The 16,502-nt window shown below is 68.8% G+C and carries 18 protein-coding genes and 4 tRNA genes; 13 read left to right on the forward strand and 9 right to left on the reverse strand.

Annotated elements, in window-relative coordinates:
• Positions 1 to 108: 108 nt before the first annotated feature.
• Together ABD295_RS00085 and ABD295_RS00090 are read left to right on the forward strand one after the other, a co-directional pair.
• On the forward strand, positions 109 to 1,011 hold the full coding sequence (locus ABD295_RS00085; protein WP_344301435.1) for a DUF4231 domain-containing protein: 903 nt from the start codon (positions 109 to 111) through the stop codon (positions 1,009 to 1,011).
• A 109-nt stretch (positions 1,012 to 1,120) separates the two neighbouring features.
• Positions 1,121 to 3,094, forward strand: a complete 1,974-nt coding sequence (locus tag ABD295_RS00090; RefSeq protein WP_344301436.1) for a toll/interleukin-1 receptor domain-containing protein — start codon at positions 1,121 to 1,123, stop codon at positions 3,092 to 3,094.
• A gap of 64 nt (positions 3,095 to 3,158) precedes the next feature.
• Here ABD295_RS00090 and ABD295_RS00095 read toward each other — a convergent pair.
• The 3 genes from ABD295_RS00095 to ABD295_RS00105 form a co-directional block, all read right to left on the reverse strand.
• A tRNA-Val gene (locus ABD295_RS00095) sits at positions 3,159 to 3,233 on the reverse strand.
• A gap of 21 nt (positions 3,234 to 3,254) precedes the next feature.
• Positions 3,255 to 3,325, reverse strand: a tRNA-Cys gene (locus ABD295_RS00100).
• Positions 3,326 to 3,353: 28 nt separating this feature from the next.
• Positions 3,354 to 3,426, reverse strand: a tRNA-Gly gene (locus tag ABD295_RS00105).
• Between the two features lie 103 nt (positions 3,427 to 3,529).
• Between ABD295_RS00105 and ABD295_RS00110 the strand changes: the two genes are divergently transcribed.
• The 7 genes from ABD295_RS00110 (at position 3,530) to ABD295_RS00140 (ending at position 6,768) form a co-directional block, all read left to right on the forward strand.
• A complete protein-coding gene (locus tag ABD295_RS00110) occupies positions 3,530 to 4,351 on the forward strand; it encodes an aminotransferase class IV (RefSeq protein WP_344301437.1) in 822 nt (273 codons plus the stop codon).
• Positions 4,352 to 4,417: 66 nt separating this feature from the next.
• Positions 4,418 to 4,489: transfer RNA gene (locus ABD295_RS00115), tRNA-Val, on the forward strand.
• 376 nt (positions 4,490 to 4,865) lie between these two features.
• Positions 4,866 to 5,096, forward strand: coding sequence for a helix-turn-helix domain-containing protein (locus ABD295_RS00120; protein WP_344301438.1), 231 nt, complete (start codon positions 4,866 to 4,868; stop codon positions 5,094 to 5,096).
• Positions 5,093 to 5,713, forward strand: coding sequence for a hypothetical protein (locus ABD295_RS00125; protein WP_344301439.1), 621 nt, complete (start codon positions 5,093 to 5,095; stop codon positions 5,711 to 5,713). Before ABD295_RS00120 ends, ABD295_RS00125 begins: the two co-directional genes overlap by 4 nt.
• 5 nt (positions 5,714 to 5,718) lie before the next feature.
• Complete coding sequence (locus tag ABD295_RS00130; protein WP_344301440.1) at positions 5,719 to 6,354, forward strand: hypothetical protein; 636 nt, start codon at positions 5,719 to 5,721, stop codon at positions 6,352 to 6,354.
• Positions 6,351 to 6,590 (forward strand): hypothetical protein, encoded by a 240-nt coding sequence (locus ABD295_RS00135; RefSeq protein WP_344301441.1) that lies wholly within the window; start codon positions 6,351 to 6,353, stop codon positions 6,588 to 6,590. The genes ABD295_RS00130 and ABD295_RS00135 overlap by 4 nt, the downstream gene beginning before the upstream one ends.
• A gap of 28 nt (positions 6,591 to 6,618) precedes the next feature.
• Positions 6,619 to 6,768 (forward strand): hypothetical protein, encoded by a 150-nt coding sequence (locus ABD295_RS00140; RefSeq protein WP_344301442.1) that lies wholly within the window; start codon positions 6,619 to 6,621, stop codon positions 6,766 to 6,768.
• A gap of 198 nt (positions 6,769 to 6,966) precedes the next feature.
• Here ABD295_RS00140 and ABD295_RS00145 read toward each other — a convergent pair whose 3' ends face one another.
• The 3 genes from ABD295_RS00145 to ABD295_RS00155 form a co-directional block, all read right to left on the reverse strand.
• Positions 6,967 to 7,116, reverse strand: a complete 150-nt coding sequence (locus ABD295_RS00145; protein ID WP_344301443.1) for a hypothetical protein — start codon at positions 7,114 to 7,116, stop codon at positions 6,967 to 6,969.
• A gap of 121 nt (positions 7,117 to 7,237) precedes the next feature.
• Entirely contained in the window at positions 7,238 to 7,675 is a 438-nt protein-coding gene (locus ABD295_RS00150) for an META domain-containing protein (protein WP_344301444.1), read from the reverse strand.
• A 121-nt stretch (positions 7,676 to 7,796) separates the two neighbouring features.
• A complete protein-coding gene (locus ABD295_RS00155) occupies positions 7,797 to 8,174 on the reverse strand; it encodes a hypothetical protein (RefSeq protein ID WP_344301445.1) in 378 nt (125 codons plus the stop codon).
• A gap of 278 nt (positions 8,175 to 8,452) precedes the next feature.
• On the opposite strand from ABD295_RS00155, the gene ABD295_RS00160 reads away from it, so the two are divergent.
• The 3 genes from ABD295_RS00160 to ABD295_RS00170 all read left to right on the forward strand — a co-directional run bounded on the left by ABD295_RS00160 (position 8,453) and on the right by ABD295_RS00170 (position 10,853).
• Entirely contained in the window at positions 8,453 to 9,559 is a 1,107-nt protein-coding gene (locus ABD295_RS00160) for a phage major capsid protein (RefSeq protein ID WP_344301446.1), read from the forward strand.
• A gap of 226 nt (positions 9,560 to 9,785) precedes the next feature.
• Positions 9,786 to 10,139, forward strand: coding sequence for a helix-turn-helix transcriptional regulator (locus ABD295_RS00165; RefSeq protein ID WP_344301448.1), 354 nt, complete (start codon positions 9,786 to 9,788; stop codon positions 10,137 to 10,139).
• Positions 10,140 to 10,340: 201 nt separating this feature from the next.
• Entirely contained in the window at positions 10,341 to 10,853 is a 513-nt protein-coding gene (locus ABD295_RS00170) for a hypothetical protein (RefSeq protein WP_344301449.1), read from the forward strand.
• A 17-nt stretch (positions 10,854 to 10,870) separates the two neighbouring features.
• Here ABD295_RS00170 and ABD295_RS00175 read toward each other — a convergent pair whose 3' ends face one another.
• Positions 10,871 to 11,992: a tyrosine-type recombinase/integrase gene (locus ABD295_RS00175; protein WP_344301450.1), complete on the reverse strand. Its 1,122-nt coding sequence runs from the start codon at positions 11,990 to 11,992 to the stop codon at positions 10,871 to 10,873.
• A 1,735-nt stretch (positions 11,993 to 13,727) separates the two neighbouring features.
• Between ABD295_RS00175 and ABD295_RS00180 the strand changes: the two genes are divergently transcribed.
• The gene (locus ABD295_RS00180) at positions 13,728 to 14,558 is read left to right on the forward strand and encodes an SDR family oxidoreductase (RefSeq protein ID WP_344301451.1); all 831 of its coding nucleotides are present in this window, start codon (positions 13,728 to 13,730) and stop codon (positions 14,556 to 14,558) included.
• Here ABD295_RS00180 and thrS read toward each other — a convergent pair.
• Positions 14,519 to 15,775, reverse strand: coding sequence for a threonine--tRNA ligase (thrS, locus tag ABD295_RS00185; protein ID WP_344301453.1), 1,257 nt, complete (start codon positions 15,773 to 15,775; stop codon positions 14,519 to 14,521). The genes ABD295_RS00180 and thrS overlap by 40 nt on opposite strands.
• 237 nt (positions 15,776 to 16,012) lie before the next feature.
• Positions 16,013 to 16,435 (reverse strand): PGPGW domain-containing protein, encoded by a 423-nt coding sequence (locus tag ABD295_RS00190; RefSeq protein WP_344301454.1) that lies wholly within the window; start codon positions 16,433 to 16,435, stop codon positions 16,013 to 16,015.
• Positions 16,436 to 16,502: the final 67 nt, after the last annotated feature.

Raw genomic sequence — 16,502 nt, forward strand, 5'->3', positions numbered from 1 at the left:
CACCGGGCCTCCTGGGCTCAAGGACGGTTAGTGCCCCAGCTGGTGCCCGGCTGCGTCAGGCGACCCGCTCCCGATGCCCGGCGGGACGAAGTGCGGTATGGATACGGTATGGACCTCGTGGCCTCAGCGCCGCACTACTCGAGCGTCTTCACCATGGCCGACGACGCGTCGTCGCGCGGTCAGCGCCGGCACCTCTGGATGCTGCGCTTCGAGCTGTCAGTGGTCATCCTGGGAGCCCTCCTGGGCGCGATCGACAACCGCGCGGCCCGCCTCATGGCCGCGTGCGGCTTCGTGCTGGCGATCGTCATGCGGGCGGCACGGACCTCGAGCAATCCCCTGGCCGACTGGCACCAAGGGCGGGCGGCGGCCGAGTCGGTCAAGACCTTGTGCTGGCGCTACGCGACCTGCGCCATGCCGTTCGGTCGGCAGCTGGATGACGCCGAGGTCGACCGGGAGTTCGTCAGCCGGCTCGACGCGATCATCGCCGACCTGTCCCGGGTGAACGTGACACCTCCCTCGGAGACTGCGGAAGACCAGATCACCGGGTGGATGCGAGGCTCACGCGCATTGCCGCTCACGGAGCGGCAGGAGCTGTACAAGGCGGCCCGGATCGACGACCAGCGCGCCTGGTACGCCCTGAGGGCTCGCACGTCTGCCACCAACAGCTACCGCTGGAGCATCGGCGTACTGCTGATGGAGTGCCTGGGAGCCGCCATGGCGGTGGTGAGCCTGGACCCGGAAACCGACTTCGGGCCGTTCGGGCCCGGCACGCTGCTCGGCGTCGTCGCCACCTTGATCGCCGCGGCCACTGCCTGGACCCAGGCCAAGCAGTTCGGCAACCTTGCCGCGGCGTACACGATCGCGCACCAGGAGCTGACGTCGATCCGCGTGCTTCTGGCGCAACCGCTCGGGGAGGCCGAGTGGAGCGAGTTCGTCGACTCGGCCGAGGGTGCCATCTCCCGTGAGCACACCATGTGGCGCGCGGCCCGCACCGGCGGGGGCGGCGCCTGACATCCGAGGGCTCCGGTAAGGCCCTTGCGCGCGAGGCAGAGTCGGCAGATCCTGGTGCTCGGAGCAACAGGCGGATCGCCGGGTCTCGGGGGAGCTCGGAGGAGGTCCCATGACCCGGCGCGACGAGGGCCAGCATCAGCTGTTCATCAGCTACGCGCGCGCCGACGTGGCCATCGTCGACGCGCTGGTCGGCGAGCTGCGTGATCTGGGCTATCAGCCCTTCTTCGACTCCGACATGACGGGTGGCCAGCGCTGGTGGGACACGCTGCTCGACCGCATCGAGGCCTCCGACGTGTTCTTGCCCGTCCTGTCCCCCCACTACCTGGATTCCGAGGCGTGCTACCAGGAGACGAACTGGGCAGCGACGGTGGGCGTGCCCTTCGTGCCGATCGATGTCGCTCGCGTCGATCCCCGCTTGTGTCCCCGAGCCATCGCCGACGCGAACTGGGTCCGTTACGAGCTCGAGGGTCGCTCCTCCCTGGCGCGGCTCTCACACGCGCTCCGCACCATCCAGCCAGGGATCCGTCCCCCCGTGACCGCTCCACGTCCGGACATCCCGATGACCTACTACGGCGAGCTCGAGCGCGAGATCTCCGGGCCGCTCGACTGGGAGCGTCAGCTGGTCGTGATCGCCACCCTCAAGGGCAGGCTCGGCACGCGCGAGGACGCCCTTGCCCGCCGGCTGCTCGGCGAGCTGCAGGAGAACCCGCGCATCAGCTACACCAGCTGGCGCGAGATCGAGGCAGCCCTCAAGCAGGGGCCCCCGCCCGCAGACCCGCTGTCGGCATCCGCGGCGCCCGCCCCGGTCGACGAGGCGCCTCCCGCGACTCCGCCGACTGCACCCGACCCGCCGGCGGATGCGGCACCCGGCGAGGAGCCTCCGAATGCTGGGCCTCTCGGAGCGTCGTCCCCTGCGGAGCTGAGCTCGTCCATGCCCCGCGAGGAGCGGCTTCTTCCCGGCCGGGCCGGGCCCGGACGGACCGGTCCAGACGAACCTGCGTCGGCACGCGGCCGCGGCAAAGTGTTGGGGGCCGCAGCGCTCGTCGCGCTGATCGTCGGTGGGATGGGCGCGTACGCGCTGACGCGCCCGTCGCCCGACGGTGGGGACTCCCCGACGGGTGGACCGACGGGCATGGGCCACGACGTCCCCATCTCGACGGTGGTCGAGGTCGACACGTTCGGACACTTCGGCGACCCGGATGTCATGCGGGAGGTCTTCGAGTCGCCGTGCACCAACAATGCGCCGACCGACTCCAAATATGCCGAGGTGCGGTGCACGTTCAGGGAGCACCCCACTTTCTACGTCGACTTCAACAACGGCGACCCCCTCACGACCGACGCACACGGTCTCCCGGACTCGATCAAACGGCCGGGACCGAACAAGATCGTGGCGATCCAACCGGTCACGCCGAGCCTGCACGCGTACCTGATGACCTACGTGGCACCAGGTGTCGACGAGGTGCGAGACACCGGCGACGACGTCGTCGAGCTCGTCCTGTACGACGTCGACACCGCGAAACACCCTGGCTCGGCGGAGTTCAAGTCCGAGAACCGGACGAGCGATCCCCTCACGCGCGACGTCGCCAACCAGCTGCTCGAGTCCATCGGGGTCGACGAGACCAAGTTCCCGGTGCCGGAGGCCTTCGAGCTGTCGGTCAACCCGTCCTCCGGGAACTCGCCGCTGCGACTGTTCGCGGAGCGCTTCTTGACGCCCGACCAGATCCAAGGCTGCGTCGAGGGGTTCCCCGTGGTGCCTGACGAGAGCGAGCACGTCACGTGCTGCGCGCCGGAGGGCTGCGCCGCCACCGCGGTGACGACCAGCTTCGGTCTGCAGCGAGAAAGCCTCTCCGCAGCCCGCTATCGCTTCCGAAGCGATTCAGAGTGGTCGTGGAGTGACGACACAGGGCTCTCGGGCGTGGTGGTTCCCTCACAGACTCGCTCAGGCCTCGCGCGACTCTTCTGGTTCGCCAACTCGGGTGACGCTGCTTGGGGTCTGCTTACCGCTCGGTCCCGGGAGACCAGTCTCAACGACCTGCGCAGGATGTTCGAGGGCTTCGCGAGCCATCCGGTCATCACGACGTAGACGGCGGGCGCCCCTCGGCCTTCGGCTGAGGGGCCCATTGCGCCGCTGACCTGCAGAAACGTGCTGGTGGGCGATACTGGGTTTGAACCAGTGACCTCTTCCGTGTCAAGGAAGCGCGCTACCGCTGCGCCAATCGCCCCGATGGAGATGTGATCTTTCGAGGTGGGTACGGGATTTGAACCCGTGTACACGGATTTGCAGTCCGTTGCCTCGCCTCTCGGCCAACCCACCGTGGATGGGTCTGCCGAGACCCGCTCCGAGCGGACGACGAGGCTCGAACTCGCGACCTCAACCTTGGCAAGGTTGCGCTCTACCAACTGAGCTACGTCCGCTTGCGACTCACCGAGAACGTCCCCGGCGAGGTGCGTTGAGAACCATAGCCGAACCGTTGGGGCGCCCAAAATCCAGCCCCGACACACTCCTAGAGTGGCGACCATGCGCGTATGGATGAACGGCCGCCTCCTCGACGACGCGACCGCTCCGGCGGTGGCGATCACCGATCACGGGTTCACCGTGGGAGACGGGGTGTTCGAGGCGATCAAGGTCGTGAACGGCACGCCGTTCGCCCTGACCAGGCACCTCGCGCGGCTCGACGACTCGGCGGCCGCGCTGGCGCTGCCCAAGATCGACCACGACGTCGTACGCCGCGGGATCGAGGCGGTGCTCGACGGGTACGACGAGCCGGCCGGGCGGCTGCGGATCACCTACACCGCCGGACCCGCTCCCCTGGGCTCGGGCCGCGGCGACGCGGAGCCCACGCTGGTCGTCGCCGTCGCTCCCCTTGGTCGCTGGCCCGAGAAGACCGAGGTCGTGACCGTGCCGTGGCCGCGCAACGAGCGGGGCGCGCTGGCGGGGGTGAAGTCGACGTCGTACGCCGAGAACGTCATCGCGCTCCACCACGCCCACGAGCGCGACGCCAGCGAGGCGATCTTCGCCAACCTGCAGGGCCACCTGTGCGAGGGCACCGGCTCCAACGTCTTCTACGTGGTCGACGGCGAGCTGCGCACGCCGACCATCGCCTCCGGCTGCCTCGCCGGCATCACCCGCGCGCTGATCGTCGAGTGGAGCGGGGCCGTCGAGATCGACGAGCCGCTGGAGCAGGTGCGCGCGCGGGCCAGCGAGGTCTTCCTGGCGTCCACCACCCGCGACGCGCAAGCGGTCGTGCGGTGGGACGACAAGACGTACGACGTCGGGCCGGTCACCAAGCAGGTGCAGGCGACCTGGCGCGAGCGGGAAGCAGCTGACCAGGATCCGTAGGCGTCGGCCGGGTGACGATGTGAGGCGGCTGGGGGGCATGCGTTAGAGTTCCCGCCGCACGACAAGGGGCGATTGGCGCAGTGGTAGCGCGCTTCGTTCACACCGAAGAGGTCACTGGTTCGAACCCAGTATCGCCCACTGAATAACCGCAGGTCAGAGCCGGTATGGGCACCAAACCCAGCCCCGCGTGCAATCCCTGAACCATTCGGATGAGCCGCTCGAGCGGGTCTCATGTCCGTCTTCGTGCCATCCGGGCGTGCCATGCAAGCGGGGTCCTGGCGTGCCGCCCAGCGGCAACGGGACGGCCTGGCCAGCGCCGCGCGGCGCTGCCGCAAGTAGGGAGCCGATTCCGCCGACATCGCTTGCTACACCCGCATGCCGCGTGGTCCCCTGGAACTAGTCGGGTGCTCTGTCGCACCCACGCGAGCAGCGGGTTGGTCTGACCACCCATAGCTGAGGCTCGTCAACCCTCGTAGGCGTCCATGCGCGCCTGGACACGGAGTGAGACCGAGCCATGCCCAAGAAGACCCCACCCCTGCCCACGGCGCCGCCCATCAGCCGCCGCCGCCTCATCTCTGTCCCGGAGGCCGCCGACTACTGCGGCGTCGACGTCAAGACCATGCGGCGCTGGATCAACGATGGGCGGCTCAACGCCTACGACCTTGGGCCGCGCGTTGTCCGCGTGGACCTCGAAGAACTCCACGCGACGCTGCTGAGACCGAAGACCATCCGCGACGCGCGGTGACGTGGACGAAGATCGACAGCGCCTTGCCCGACGACCCGCGTCTCCTCCAACTGCCACGCGGCATCCGCTGGATGCACGTTGAGGGCATGGTGTGGTGCAACCAGCACGGCACGGACGGGACGATCCCTGGCTTCGCGCTGCGTAGGGTGACCGACGAGGACGACCCGGTGGCCGCCGCCGCCCAGCTCGTGGAGGTCGGGCTCTGGCAGGCGACCGAGAGCGGCTGGACCATCCTGACGTTCCTCGTGGACCAGCCGAGCGCCGCCGACGAGGAGCGCGACCGTGCGGCTGCCAAGTTGCGCAGGCGGAGGTTCAGGCTCCACGGCGACAACGACCACAGCCTCTGCGATCCCAAGCGTGGGTGTGTGACAGGACGCGTTCCGGACGCCGTTCCGGACGCCGTTCCGGACGCCGGGCAGAACGGCACCCGTCCGACCGACCGTCCGACCGACCGACCGACCGAAGGGAGGAGGGAGGAGGAGGTCGATGAGGACCACGCCTCCGGCTCGGACGGAGGCCTCGCTGCGCTCGCCCCCGCCTCACCTGCGGCGTCCTACGGCGTACCACCGGGTCACGTCGCCCTGATCGACGGTCGCCCCTACTCGGAATGGTTGTGAAGTCCATGTCCAAGAACCCCAGCCAGATGTACCAGATCAAGGTCGACGCCCCGAAGTGGGAGAAGCGCTTCACGAAGCGAGACGACATGGGCGACGACGTTCCCTTGACTCGGGCCGAGTGGAAGGCCCGGCCGCATCGGCACGTCCACATCGAGCAGGTCGAAGTCGCCTTGGATGGCTACACGCCAGAACAGGTGCTGAGTGCTCGCCGCTGGGCGGCGGGGATCGTAGCCCGCGTCACCGTGGCGCTGGCCGACGAGTTCAGCGAGGCGCAGCGCTACCCGCAGTTACAGGACGACCCGCACCGGTGCCCAACCGACGATCTCTACGACAACTGTGGGTTCCTGTACGAGATCGGCGTCACTAGCCCGTGGAGTGACGGGGACTTCTGGAAGCACGAGGCATCTGTCTGCTTCGTCGTGCCCACAACCCAGACGGACAAGTGGCTGGCGACGATGAGGAGAGTGCTCGCGCAGGTGCTTGACGACGACACCAAGACACCCTCGCCGGACGACGTGATGCACGTGATGCCTGCCGACCTTCCGACGGCCACGCTCGAGCCTGCGAGCACCCACAAGCCGACCGCCGCACCCACCTCGATGAAGACCGCCACCATGCCAACGACCGGAGCCACACCATGACCCAAGCCGCACACGACCTCCGGCCCGAGATCGACACCAACCAGCTCGCGCTGCTCGAAGGAGCCTTCGCCGTCGCGGTCTGCGTCAACGCCAACGGCGAGGAGTCCTTCTGGGTGCTGTCGCCGGATGTGGACGGGGAGACCGGCTGCAACTGCGCCCACTGCGCACCCCACGAGCAGCTCGGCCCGTACGTCACCGGCAAGCGCCTAGCCGGCCAAGAAGGCCACGCGTCGTGAGCCCGCGCCGCCCCACCAAGGAGAAGCCATGACCCTCAGCGCCACCACCACCCACGCCGACGAGACCCGCGCCACCCGAGCCGTATTGGCCTGGCTGGCCGGCGACAAGTACGCCCTAGACCTCGTGCTCAACGAGGTCATGGACGACCCGACCGGAGTGCCAGGGATGCTGTTCTGATTGGTCAACCGGCTCGCCCGGGTCGGTGCTGTAGCTGTGCCCGACTTCGCCGACCAGCTCCGGGCCTCCCTCCTCGACCCCGACGGCCGCGCGGGTAACGAGTGATGCCTCGCCGCAACCACAGACGCAAGCCCCGCAAGCGCAAGGACTCCCAGGATCGACCCACGATGGAGGCATCCTCGGGCTGGAGCCCGAGCGTCAGACCGACGCCAGAGCGGCGAGCGCCTGCGCCTCAGTGAGGACCCCGGCCTCAACGTCGTCCACGAAGCCCGCCACCTGCTCGGCGGCGCCGTCATCGCCCGCGTCGATGTGCCGGTCGTACAGGTCGCGCAAGCGGGTCGAGGTCATGGAGCCACCGTCTCCTTGGGCAGCGGGCGCGGCACCGGCATCCAGCGGGCCAGCAGCGCGGAGCTGAGCCCCGCGCAGGCCCCTATCGGGACCGGGGTGCCCCCGGTCGCTCCTTCGGCGCTTAGCTCCCCACGGGACCGCGTTCGAAGAGCAAACTCGCGTCTGGGCCAGTCAAAGTTAAGCGGTCTTCTTCCTCGTCGACGTGCTCTACAAGCGCTAATGCCTCGAAGAACGCGCTCTCCACCTCCCCAGCGGCACCACGGCAACCTTGGAGTGTGCGGTCAACACCGTCGCCCACGAGGGCACCGCCGTCGTATGACGGCTGGAAGCCGTAGTTGTTGCACGGAGTGCGACCACCCACGACCCCATCGTTGCCGTGAGCATCAGATTCAAGGGTGACGCCGTAGCTGCGCACCCCCGTGAACGCGCCGCTGGGTGATGTGCCCTCAAGCAGAACCCACTTGCCCTCGACACGATCAGAAGGCGGCTCGTCCTCGCACGCGCCAAGGGTCACGACCATGGCGGCGCTGGCGACGACCAGGCCAAGCCGGGCAGACATGCGTCGATGGTGAACTCCGAGGCGCGCTGTTGACCAGGGCCGTTGCCGAACCGAGACCCGAGCGCCCGCTGGTAAGGGGGTTAACGCCACAACGTGACCGCGCCACCGAGCCACTCTTCCGTTAGTTCCCTCTTTCCCTCCCGGCGACCCACCCCCATCGCGCACGCGGGCGAGGCGGACGCGCTCCAACTGGTGGCGGAGTGTCGGTTGCGACCGTTGCCCGAGCTTCGTCTGTCTCGAACTCGAACTTGACGTAGTAGTCCGGGCCGAAAGCGCGCTGTAGCCGTTGTGCGATGTCCCAGCCCCGGATGTCGTGGTCGAACATGGCGTTGGCTGGCCACGACTTGGACCCGTGCAGGAGTTCCCAGTTGTCGATCCATGCGTCGAGATCAGCTTGGAGGTCATCAGGGATAGGTGGCAGCCGCCCGTCGCCGCCATGCTCGCGCCATAGGGCGACGCCGCTGTAGTCGTCGGCGAACATCCGCACCTTGATCACCATCAACTGATTCTAGGTGCCGTCGGCCAATCAGATCTCACTAAAGCAGACGCCGCATTCATGTCTGTGTAACAATAAAGATGCCGACGAGACGTACGGCGAAGGCCAAGTCCGAGGAGCCCCTAGGGGCCAAGGACGAGGAGCCCTAGCGGCGTAAGTCGGCCAGCGACCCCGTTGGGCCATGCACCGCGAGCCTCCACGCCCGTGAGTGAGCCGCTCCGCCAGGCACTGCTCCCCTTCCAGCACGCTGCGCTACTGCGCCGTGCAATCGGAGCAACCTCATGTCCACGTCCACTGCGCTCCACGAGAAGCGCATCGTCAACATTAAGAGCGCCCGCGACATTGTGGAGCGCGCCCAGGCCGCAGGCCGCGAGCTCACCTCGTCCGAGACCGATCAGGTCACAGCCTGCCTCTCCTCCGTCAAGACCATCGACAAGCAGATCGCTGGCAAGGCGCTGGTCGATTCCGTCGTCGGCCTCACCAACGTCGAGGACACCCACGGCCCCACAGCGTCGGGCTCGCTGTTCTCCGACACCGACAAGGCCGGGATCATCCACGCGGCGAAGTCGCGGACCGCCTACCGGGCCGACCTGAACGTCAAGGCCGCGATCACCACGGGCGCTCTGCTCCCCACCTCGGGCACCTACGTCGAGGGCGGGCTGCACCCGACTCAGTTCCCCATCGCCACCCTGTTCCAGCAGCAGGCCGCCGACGGTCCGTCGGTGCGCTACTACAGGACGACCGCTGGCACCGCCGCTGTCGTCGCCGAGGGTGCGCTCAAGCCCGATGCGGGCATCTCGTTCGCCGCCGTGGACGTTCTCCTGTCCAAGTTGGCCGCTCGCGCCGAGTTCTCCACCGAGATGGCCGAGGATGCCCCGTACCTGCTGGCGTTCTTGCAGTCGGAGTTGATGGCGGCCCTGATCGCTGCGGAGAACGCGTTGATCCTGACGACCTTCGCTGCGACCTCTGGTGTGCTCACCGCGACCGGCGCCGGGACGACCATCGTGGACATGATCGCCGACGCGATCAGCGCCCAGGAGTCCGTCTCCGGCAGCACTCCCTCGGCGATCCTGGCCGCGCCCAGCGTGGTGGCCACCATTCGGAAGTCCAAGGCGACCACGAGCGGGGTCTACAACGTGGACATCCTCTCGACGGCCCCGACCATGCTCCACGGGGTCCGCATCGTCAGCAGCCCCGCCGTGCCCTCCGACAACGTCTGGGTCGTCGTCGGGTCCGGCGTCACCCTCTACCGGCGGGGGGGCGCACACCTTGAGATCGGCACCAGCGCCGACAACTTCGCCACCAACACGCGCACCGTCATCGGGGAGGAGCGTCTGGCCGTTGCTGTCACTCGCCCCACGGCGCTCAGCAAGCTGGTCCTGACCTGATCCGCCTGAGAACGTCGCCTCGACGCAGACCCGTCCGGCTGTCACTCCATATCCGGCTGGCGGGCTAGGGGCCGCGTCGAGGTCAACGAAGGTGCCGCGCCTCCTGCCGTCCTTGTGGACGGGAGGCGCGGCACTGGCGCGTCACGGGGACTCCTACGCGCTGTTGCCTTGCGCACGGGCGGTGGTGCGACGTTGCGGTCACCAACCAACCAAGGAGCGAACCACCATGACGAAGACCACCACCACGGACACCCAGGTCCACCCCGGCGACGTGTGGCGCGGCGTGATCGCGGACACCGGCCTCAGCCAGAGCGCCGTCGCGGAGAAGATGGGCGCATCGGTCGCCGGGCTGTCGCGCATCCTCCGCAAGGCGGGCGTGCCGTCCCCGGACCTCACGATCAAGTTCGCGGAGGCCACCGGCAGCAGCGTGACGCTCATGTGGCAGGCCGTCGCGGACTTCCAGCTCGCGGAGGCCCTCAAGGCTCGCCGCCCCGTGAAGGCGGTCCCCGCCGCGAAGGCTCCGGCCAAGAAGGCCACGGCGAAGCGCACCACGGCGAAGAAGGCCGTCGCCGCCCAGTAGCCCCAGCACGCGACAGAGGCCCCGTTCACTTGGACGGGGCCTCTTCGCCTGAGCTGACGCCCTCGCCCGCGCCGCCCTGCCCACGACCCGCATCCATGGGTGCCAAGGCGCTCAGCTTGCGGTTCTGGAGCTCTGGCGCCGTTGCCCGCAAAGGCGCGCGCCGCGCGAAGGGTTGGAGCTGCCGCCAGGCACACTGCCCCAATGCAAGCGTTCGGCAACCTGCTCACCGTCGTAGGCATTCTGGTCACCCTCGTTGCGTACCTGGGCCAACACAGCGGCGTCTCCATCGCGGATCTCGAGCCCGGCCTCACCGCGCGGTGGCGCGCCGCCCACGGTTGGGTGCGCCGAACCCTGGGCCTCACGAAGTCGATCAACATCGAGGTGGGAGGAGCAGCGATGGCAAGTTCAGCGGCAATGGCCGGCACCATCTTGGTCTGGCATCCCATCAGGCCCGAGGACGACATTGCCGTGCGGGTGGACAAGCTGGCGAAGAATGTCGACGCTCTCGCACAGAGCGTGCAGGACGTTCGCGCGCAGGATCGTCAGAGCGCTCGTGAGGTAGCCGACGGCCTGTCGAAACGCATCGCCGCGTTGGACCATCTCGTGACCACCCGGCACGAGGAGGGTCGCCAGGCAGCCACGGCAGCGATGCGCTGGGAGGTCCGGGGACTGCTCATCACATTGGTCGGCGCGGGCCTCGCCATCCTCGGGTGAGCAGCGAGCACGACCCCTCAGCGCTGCTGCACCAACGCCGACAGGGCCTCAGCGATGACTTTGTCCCGGTCCTGGCTGGCGTGCTGGTAGCGCAGCGCCGCGCCAGCGGTGGAGTGGCCCAGCCGAGCCATCAACTCCGCCAGCGTCGCTCCCGTGGATGCTGCGAGAACTGCCCCGGTGTGGCGAAGGTCGTGGAAGCGGAGGTCGTCCCGCCCCGCGAGGCTCCTAGCCCTGTAGAACACCTTGTAGAGGCTCGACGAGGCCATGTGGCTCACCCCATCGGTGGCCGGGAACAGCAGCCCGTCGCGCCCTCCTGTGATGTTGCTCGTCAGGTGCTCGCGGACCACGGGCAGCAGGTGCGGCGGGATCGACACGTCTCGGGTGCCAGCGTCGGTCTTCGGGGTGCCGATCACGTACTCGCCGCCCACCCGCGTAACACCACGCCTGATGTGCAAAACGCCGCCCTTCACGTCCACGTCGCGGCGCCGCAACTCGGTCAACTCCCCGAAACGCAGCCCGCACCACGCCGCGAGCAGCACCATCAGCCGGTAGCGCTCCGGCATGGCCGTCGTGATCGCTTCCAGCTCCGCGAGGCTGGCTGGCTTGATCTTGTGGACCCTCTTCGCGTTGCCCGCGCCCCTGATGTGGCACGGGTTGGCCGGGATCACTCCGTCGTGGACGGCCTCGCCCAAGATGGTCCGCAGCAGTCCGTAGGCGTGGGAGCGCAGTGTCGGCGTGCGGTCGGCGTACGGCGTGTGCCACGCCTTCACCACGTACGGGGTGATGGCCTTCACCGGCAACGCCCCGAACGTCGGATGGAGATGTTTGCGAAGCAGCGACTCGTAGTGCTCACGCGTCTTCGGCTTGAGGGTCCGGTCGACCATGAAGGTAGTGGCGTACTTCTCGAACGTGACGGCCCTGGCGGCGACGACCTCCTTGCGCTCCACGGGCGAGGACCACGCACCGGAGTTCAGCCGCAGCCGCTCGTTGGCCAGCCAGGCCTCGGCGTCGGGCTTGGCGAAGAAGGTGGTTGGTGCGCTGTGACGCTCGCCGTCCTGCCCGACGTAGGAGGCCTGCCACCTCTTGGACTTGAGCCTCCTGATTGACCCGAAGCCTCGGTGTCCTGCGCGTCCTGCCATGGTCCCTCTTCTCGGTCTTCGTGCGATCCGCGTGCAATCCGCGTGCCATTCGGCAGCACCCCGAACGTACGCCCGAAGGGCCGCAAGTCCCTACTTGCCGCCGACGTTTGCGCAGGTCAGAGCGGGTTTTCCGCTCCCACTGAGACGTACCGAGACCCATACGCGCGCGCCGAGAAAGTTGCATGAAAACTGGTTCGAACCCAGTATCGCCCACACGCTCGATCGCAGGTCGAAGGCCGGTATCCCATTTGGGGAGCCGGCCTCGTGCACGAATTGCACACTCTCGGGTGATTCACGGACACCCGGCTCGGCGTAGCGTCAGCCACGACATGTACTCCCTCGTCGGGCCTTTGATCTCGGTCAGCTGGGGGGTAATGCGGTCGGCAGGAGCTGTCGGTCGCTAGAGGGCCACGCTGACCTTTCGGGTGCGTGGCCCTCGCCAATGGCGGACGCCGCCTCGCTATGCGTTCACTCGACTGACGTGGCGGCGTCTTCCGCGCCCAGGACTGACAGCGGATTCCGCATTTTCTGGGCAGGCGTCAAGATGTCCGGTTAACGTGACCTACGCCAGCAGCCCGCCTCGGCGCTACCCCCCGAGCCGCCGGGGCGGTGCTGTCGGCATCTCGACGGTCCGGTCCAGCACGGTCCCGCCGCCGGCAATGGTGTGTCCTGGACCTCGACCTCGAGGCGGCTCGGACCACAACGAGTGCATCGACATGACCCTGCGCAAGAGCCGGAAGTAGCAATTCTTGAAGTTTTGCCTTGAACCGGGGGATTTTCCTGCCACTTGGGGCCTTGTTCGTTGCAGAATGGGTCTCACGGGTAGGGGGGAACTGCGCGAGACCTCTGGGGGGATGTGTCTTGCCGACCTACCAACGTGGAGCCGCCCCGGCGTCCTGGCCTGAGCCAGCGCCGGGGCGGACTCGTTTGCGTGGACCCCGCAGCTGAGCAGCTCGTCAGACATTCGGCTGAGCGTTCAGCACCTCGGCATGCCGGAAGGTGTGCAGCCGGGGTGGCTCGCCCGCCGCACCCCGACACCAGATGTGCACCCACCAGGTTCCGGCGTCGTCGACCGACCAGTCCCAGACGTATCCGTAGGCCCAACCCTCACCCATCCGGACCTGGACGCGCTTGGTTCGAGTGGGTGCGTAGCTGCTCGGGGACGACGACAAGCCTGCTCCTGGAGACGCTGGGTGGGAGGCAGGCCCGTCTGCCGGTTGACCCAGTTTCGTGGACGGGCGTCCCGCTCGGCGTCGGTCCCAGGGCGGGGTGGAGCGTGACCTAAGAAGCGTCCGGCATCTCACGCCATTCATTAGTAGGTAGACGTTCGTCAGGGAGGGGACGAGACTCCGAACACGCCCGGGGGCTCCCGGCCGCCTCCCCATGCGCGTCCGGGCCCGGGCCAGGCGCCCCACACCCCCCGGGGCGCCGTCTAACCCGCCGACACTCGGGGGTTTCTCGACCTCGGCTCGCTCAGCCGCGACCGCCGCCGGCCGGAGATGGAGCCGAGGCTGCTGTCCAGCGCGTGCTGTCTAGCGCATGAACGGGCGGTTGTCCCCGGATCACCGACAACTCCGACCATCGTCTGTTCTTGAGCCCCGGTCGGGTGGTCTCGGGCGTTTCCGCCCGCACGAGCGCCTGAACCTCCTTAACCTTCACGTCAGGGATGGCCCTCAGGGGAGACCCCGCCGAGAGGGGCGGCGCGGGTTCCCCCGAAGTTCTGTAGCGTCCCTCCATGAGCACTCCCTCCCCCCGCGTGGCCGTCCTCGGCGGTCACGGCAAGACCGGTCGTGCGGTGGCCGACTCCCTGCGAGCACGCGACGCGGAGGTGGTCTCCATCGGTCGCGCCGAGTGGCCCTCGCTGAAGGCGGCGCTCGACGGCTGCTCGGCCGTCTACGTCATCGCTCCCAACTTCCATCTGGACGAGTCGGGGTACGTCGCCGAGGCGGTCGACGCCGCCGGCGGGGCCGACGTGTCGAGGTTGGTCTACCACTCGGTCGCGTCGCCCTACCTCCCCGCGATGCCGCATCATCTCGGCAAGGCCGAGGGTGAGGCCGTCGTACGCCGCAGCGGGCGCGACTGGACGATCCTCCAGCCGTGCGCCTACGCGCAGAACCTCCTGCCGGGACTGCTCGCCGACGAGCCCGCGATCCGGGTGCCGTACGACGTCGATCTGCCGCACGCCCTCGTCGACCTGGCCGACGTGGCCGAGGTCGCCGCGACCATGCTGCTCGAGGACGGGCACGTCGGCGCGACCTACGAGCTCGGCGGACCGCTCGTCACGGTGCGCGAGGCCGCGGAGTCGGCGGCCGAGGTGATGGGGCGGACGGTGGCCGTCGAGCGCGTCGACCCCGACGAGTGGGAGCGCGAAGCGGGCGCCGCCCTGCCGGAGCACAAACGGGTCGGGCTGCGGGCGATGTTCGACTACTACGACGACCACGGGTTCCTCGCCGCCAACCGCGTCGCCGGGCTGCTGCTGGGCCGGCCGCCGCGGTCGATGGCCGACGTCATCGCCCGCGCGTGGGCTCAGGCCGGCGGCCAGTCCACGTCCCCGCGGGACTCGTAGGCGTCACGCAGGAGCGGGACCAGTCGCTCGAGCGCGACCACGCCGTCCTGGCCAGCCCCGGGGTCGATCGCCTGCACCTGGCCGTGCTCCACCTCCGCCGGACCGAGCACCGCCATCACGCAGTCGCGACGCTGTCTGCTGGCCCGGATCCGAGCGCCGAGCGAGCCGTCGTGCTCGACGCGCACCCGCAGCCCCGCGCCGCGGGCCTCGTCGGCGATCCTCCGGGCCGCGTCGTCCTGGGCAGACGAGACGGGCAGCACGCACAGCTGCACCGGCGCGAGCCACAACGGCAACCGGCCGGCGTACCGCTCCAGCAACGCCGCCACCACGCGCTCCATCGACCCGACGGTGCCGCGGTGGATCATGACCACGCGCTTGCGCGATCCGTCGGCGTCGTCGTAGGTGAGGTCGAAGCGCTCCGGCTGGTTGAAGTCCACCTGGACGGTCGCGATGGTCTCCTCGTGCCCGCGGGCGTCGGCGACCTGCACGTCGAGCTTGGGACCGTAGAAAGCCGCCTCCCCCTGGCCGTCGACCAGCTCGAGCCCTCGCTCGGAGAGCCCGACCGCGTGCGCGGCCTCGGCGAGCTGGCGCTCCGCGCGCTCCCAGTCCTCGTCCGCGCCGAGGTAGCCGTCACCCTCGCCGCGCCGCGACAGCCGCACGTGGTCGATGCTCAGGCCCAGCACGTCCTGGGCGTGCAGGGCGCTGCGCAGGGCCCGCTCGGCCTCCGCGGCGAGCTGGTCGGGTCGGCAGAAGACGTGGGTGTCGTCGAGGTGGATCTCGCGCACACGCCCCAGCCCGGACAGGACGCCCGAGCGCTCGGCGCGGAACATCGCGCCGACCTCGTGGAGCCGCACGGGCAGGTCGCGGTAGGAGTGCCGCTCGGCGGCGTACACCAAGGTGTGGTGGGGACAGTTGGCCGGACGCAGCACGAGCTCCTCCCCACCGACCGGCATGGGCGGGAACATGTCGTCGCTGAACTTCGCCCAGTGTCCCGACCGCTCGAAGAGCGCCCGCTTGCCGAGCACGGGCGAGTACACCCCCTGGCAGCCGTCGGCGCGGGCGATGTCGCGGGCGAACGCCTCCAGCTCGGCGCGGATCACCGCGCCGTTGGGCAACCACAGCGGCAGCCCGGCACCCGCCAGCGGGTCGGTGGCGAAGATCTTGAGGTGCTGGTTGATCTCGCGATGGTCGAGGGGCGGGGCGGCTGGTCTGCTCATGATCGGTCTCCTGGATCGTGGAGCCGGCCCAGGAACGCACGAAGCCCCGGAGCCTGGCTCCGGGGCTTGGTCTGGTCTCGCTCGAGGGACGGTCAGCGCCGGAGTGGTGCCGCCGTCGTCGTCTCGATCAGGTGCCTCATGTGGTCAAGGGTACGCCGGTGCGCTGACCTTGTCGCTCGGTTTGCCGCCGGTCGTTGAGGAGGAGCCGCTGGGCGACGTCACGAAACCCCGGAACGATCAAGCAGACCTGAAGCGGCGGTAGCTGTAGATGATCAGCCCGATGCCGATCAGCCCCGAGAGGATCAGCGTCGTACCGGGACCCCAGCCGCCGAAGCGCCACCACTTGTCGTCGATCGGCCACCAGCCGGGCGCGTCGGGCCCGAGACCCCAGAAGAAGCCGAACCCGATCACGGCAACGCCGCTCAGGCAGCCGAGCACGATCCGCGGCCAGGTCTCGACGCTCTCCTCGGCGGCACCGAGCGCGCGCTTCTTGACCGGCTCCAGGCGCTTTTCGGCCCAGTCGTACTGCTGCGACAGGATCGCCATGCCCGCGAAGATCATGAGCAGGCCGGGTCCGGGGAGGATGAGCGCGGCGATGCCGGCCACGACGAGGATCCAGCCCAGGCTCTCGAGCGCGACCCGGCGCGCTGCGCTCTTCATGGCCACACCTTGTCAGACGAGGGCAAGGCCGACCCGGACTTCCCACCCGGCGGGTCTAGAGTTCGCT

The organism is Nocardioides bigeumensis (assembly GCF_039531755.1).
Lineage (GTDB): Bacteria > Actinomycetota > Actinomycetes > Propionibacteriales > Nocardioidaceae > Nocardioides > Nocardioides bigeumensis.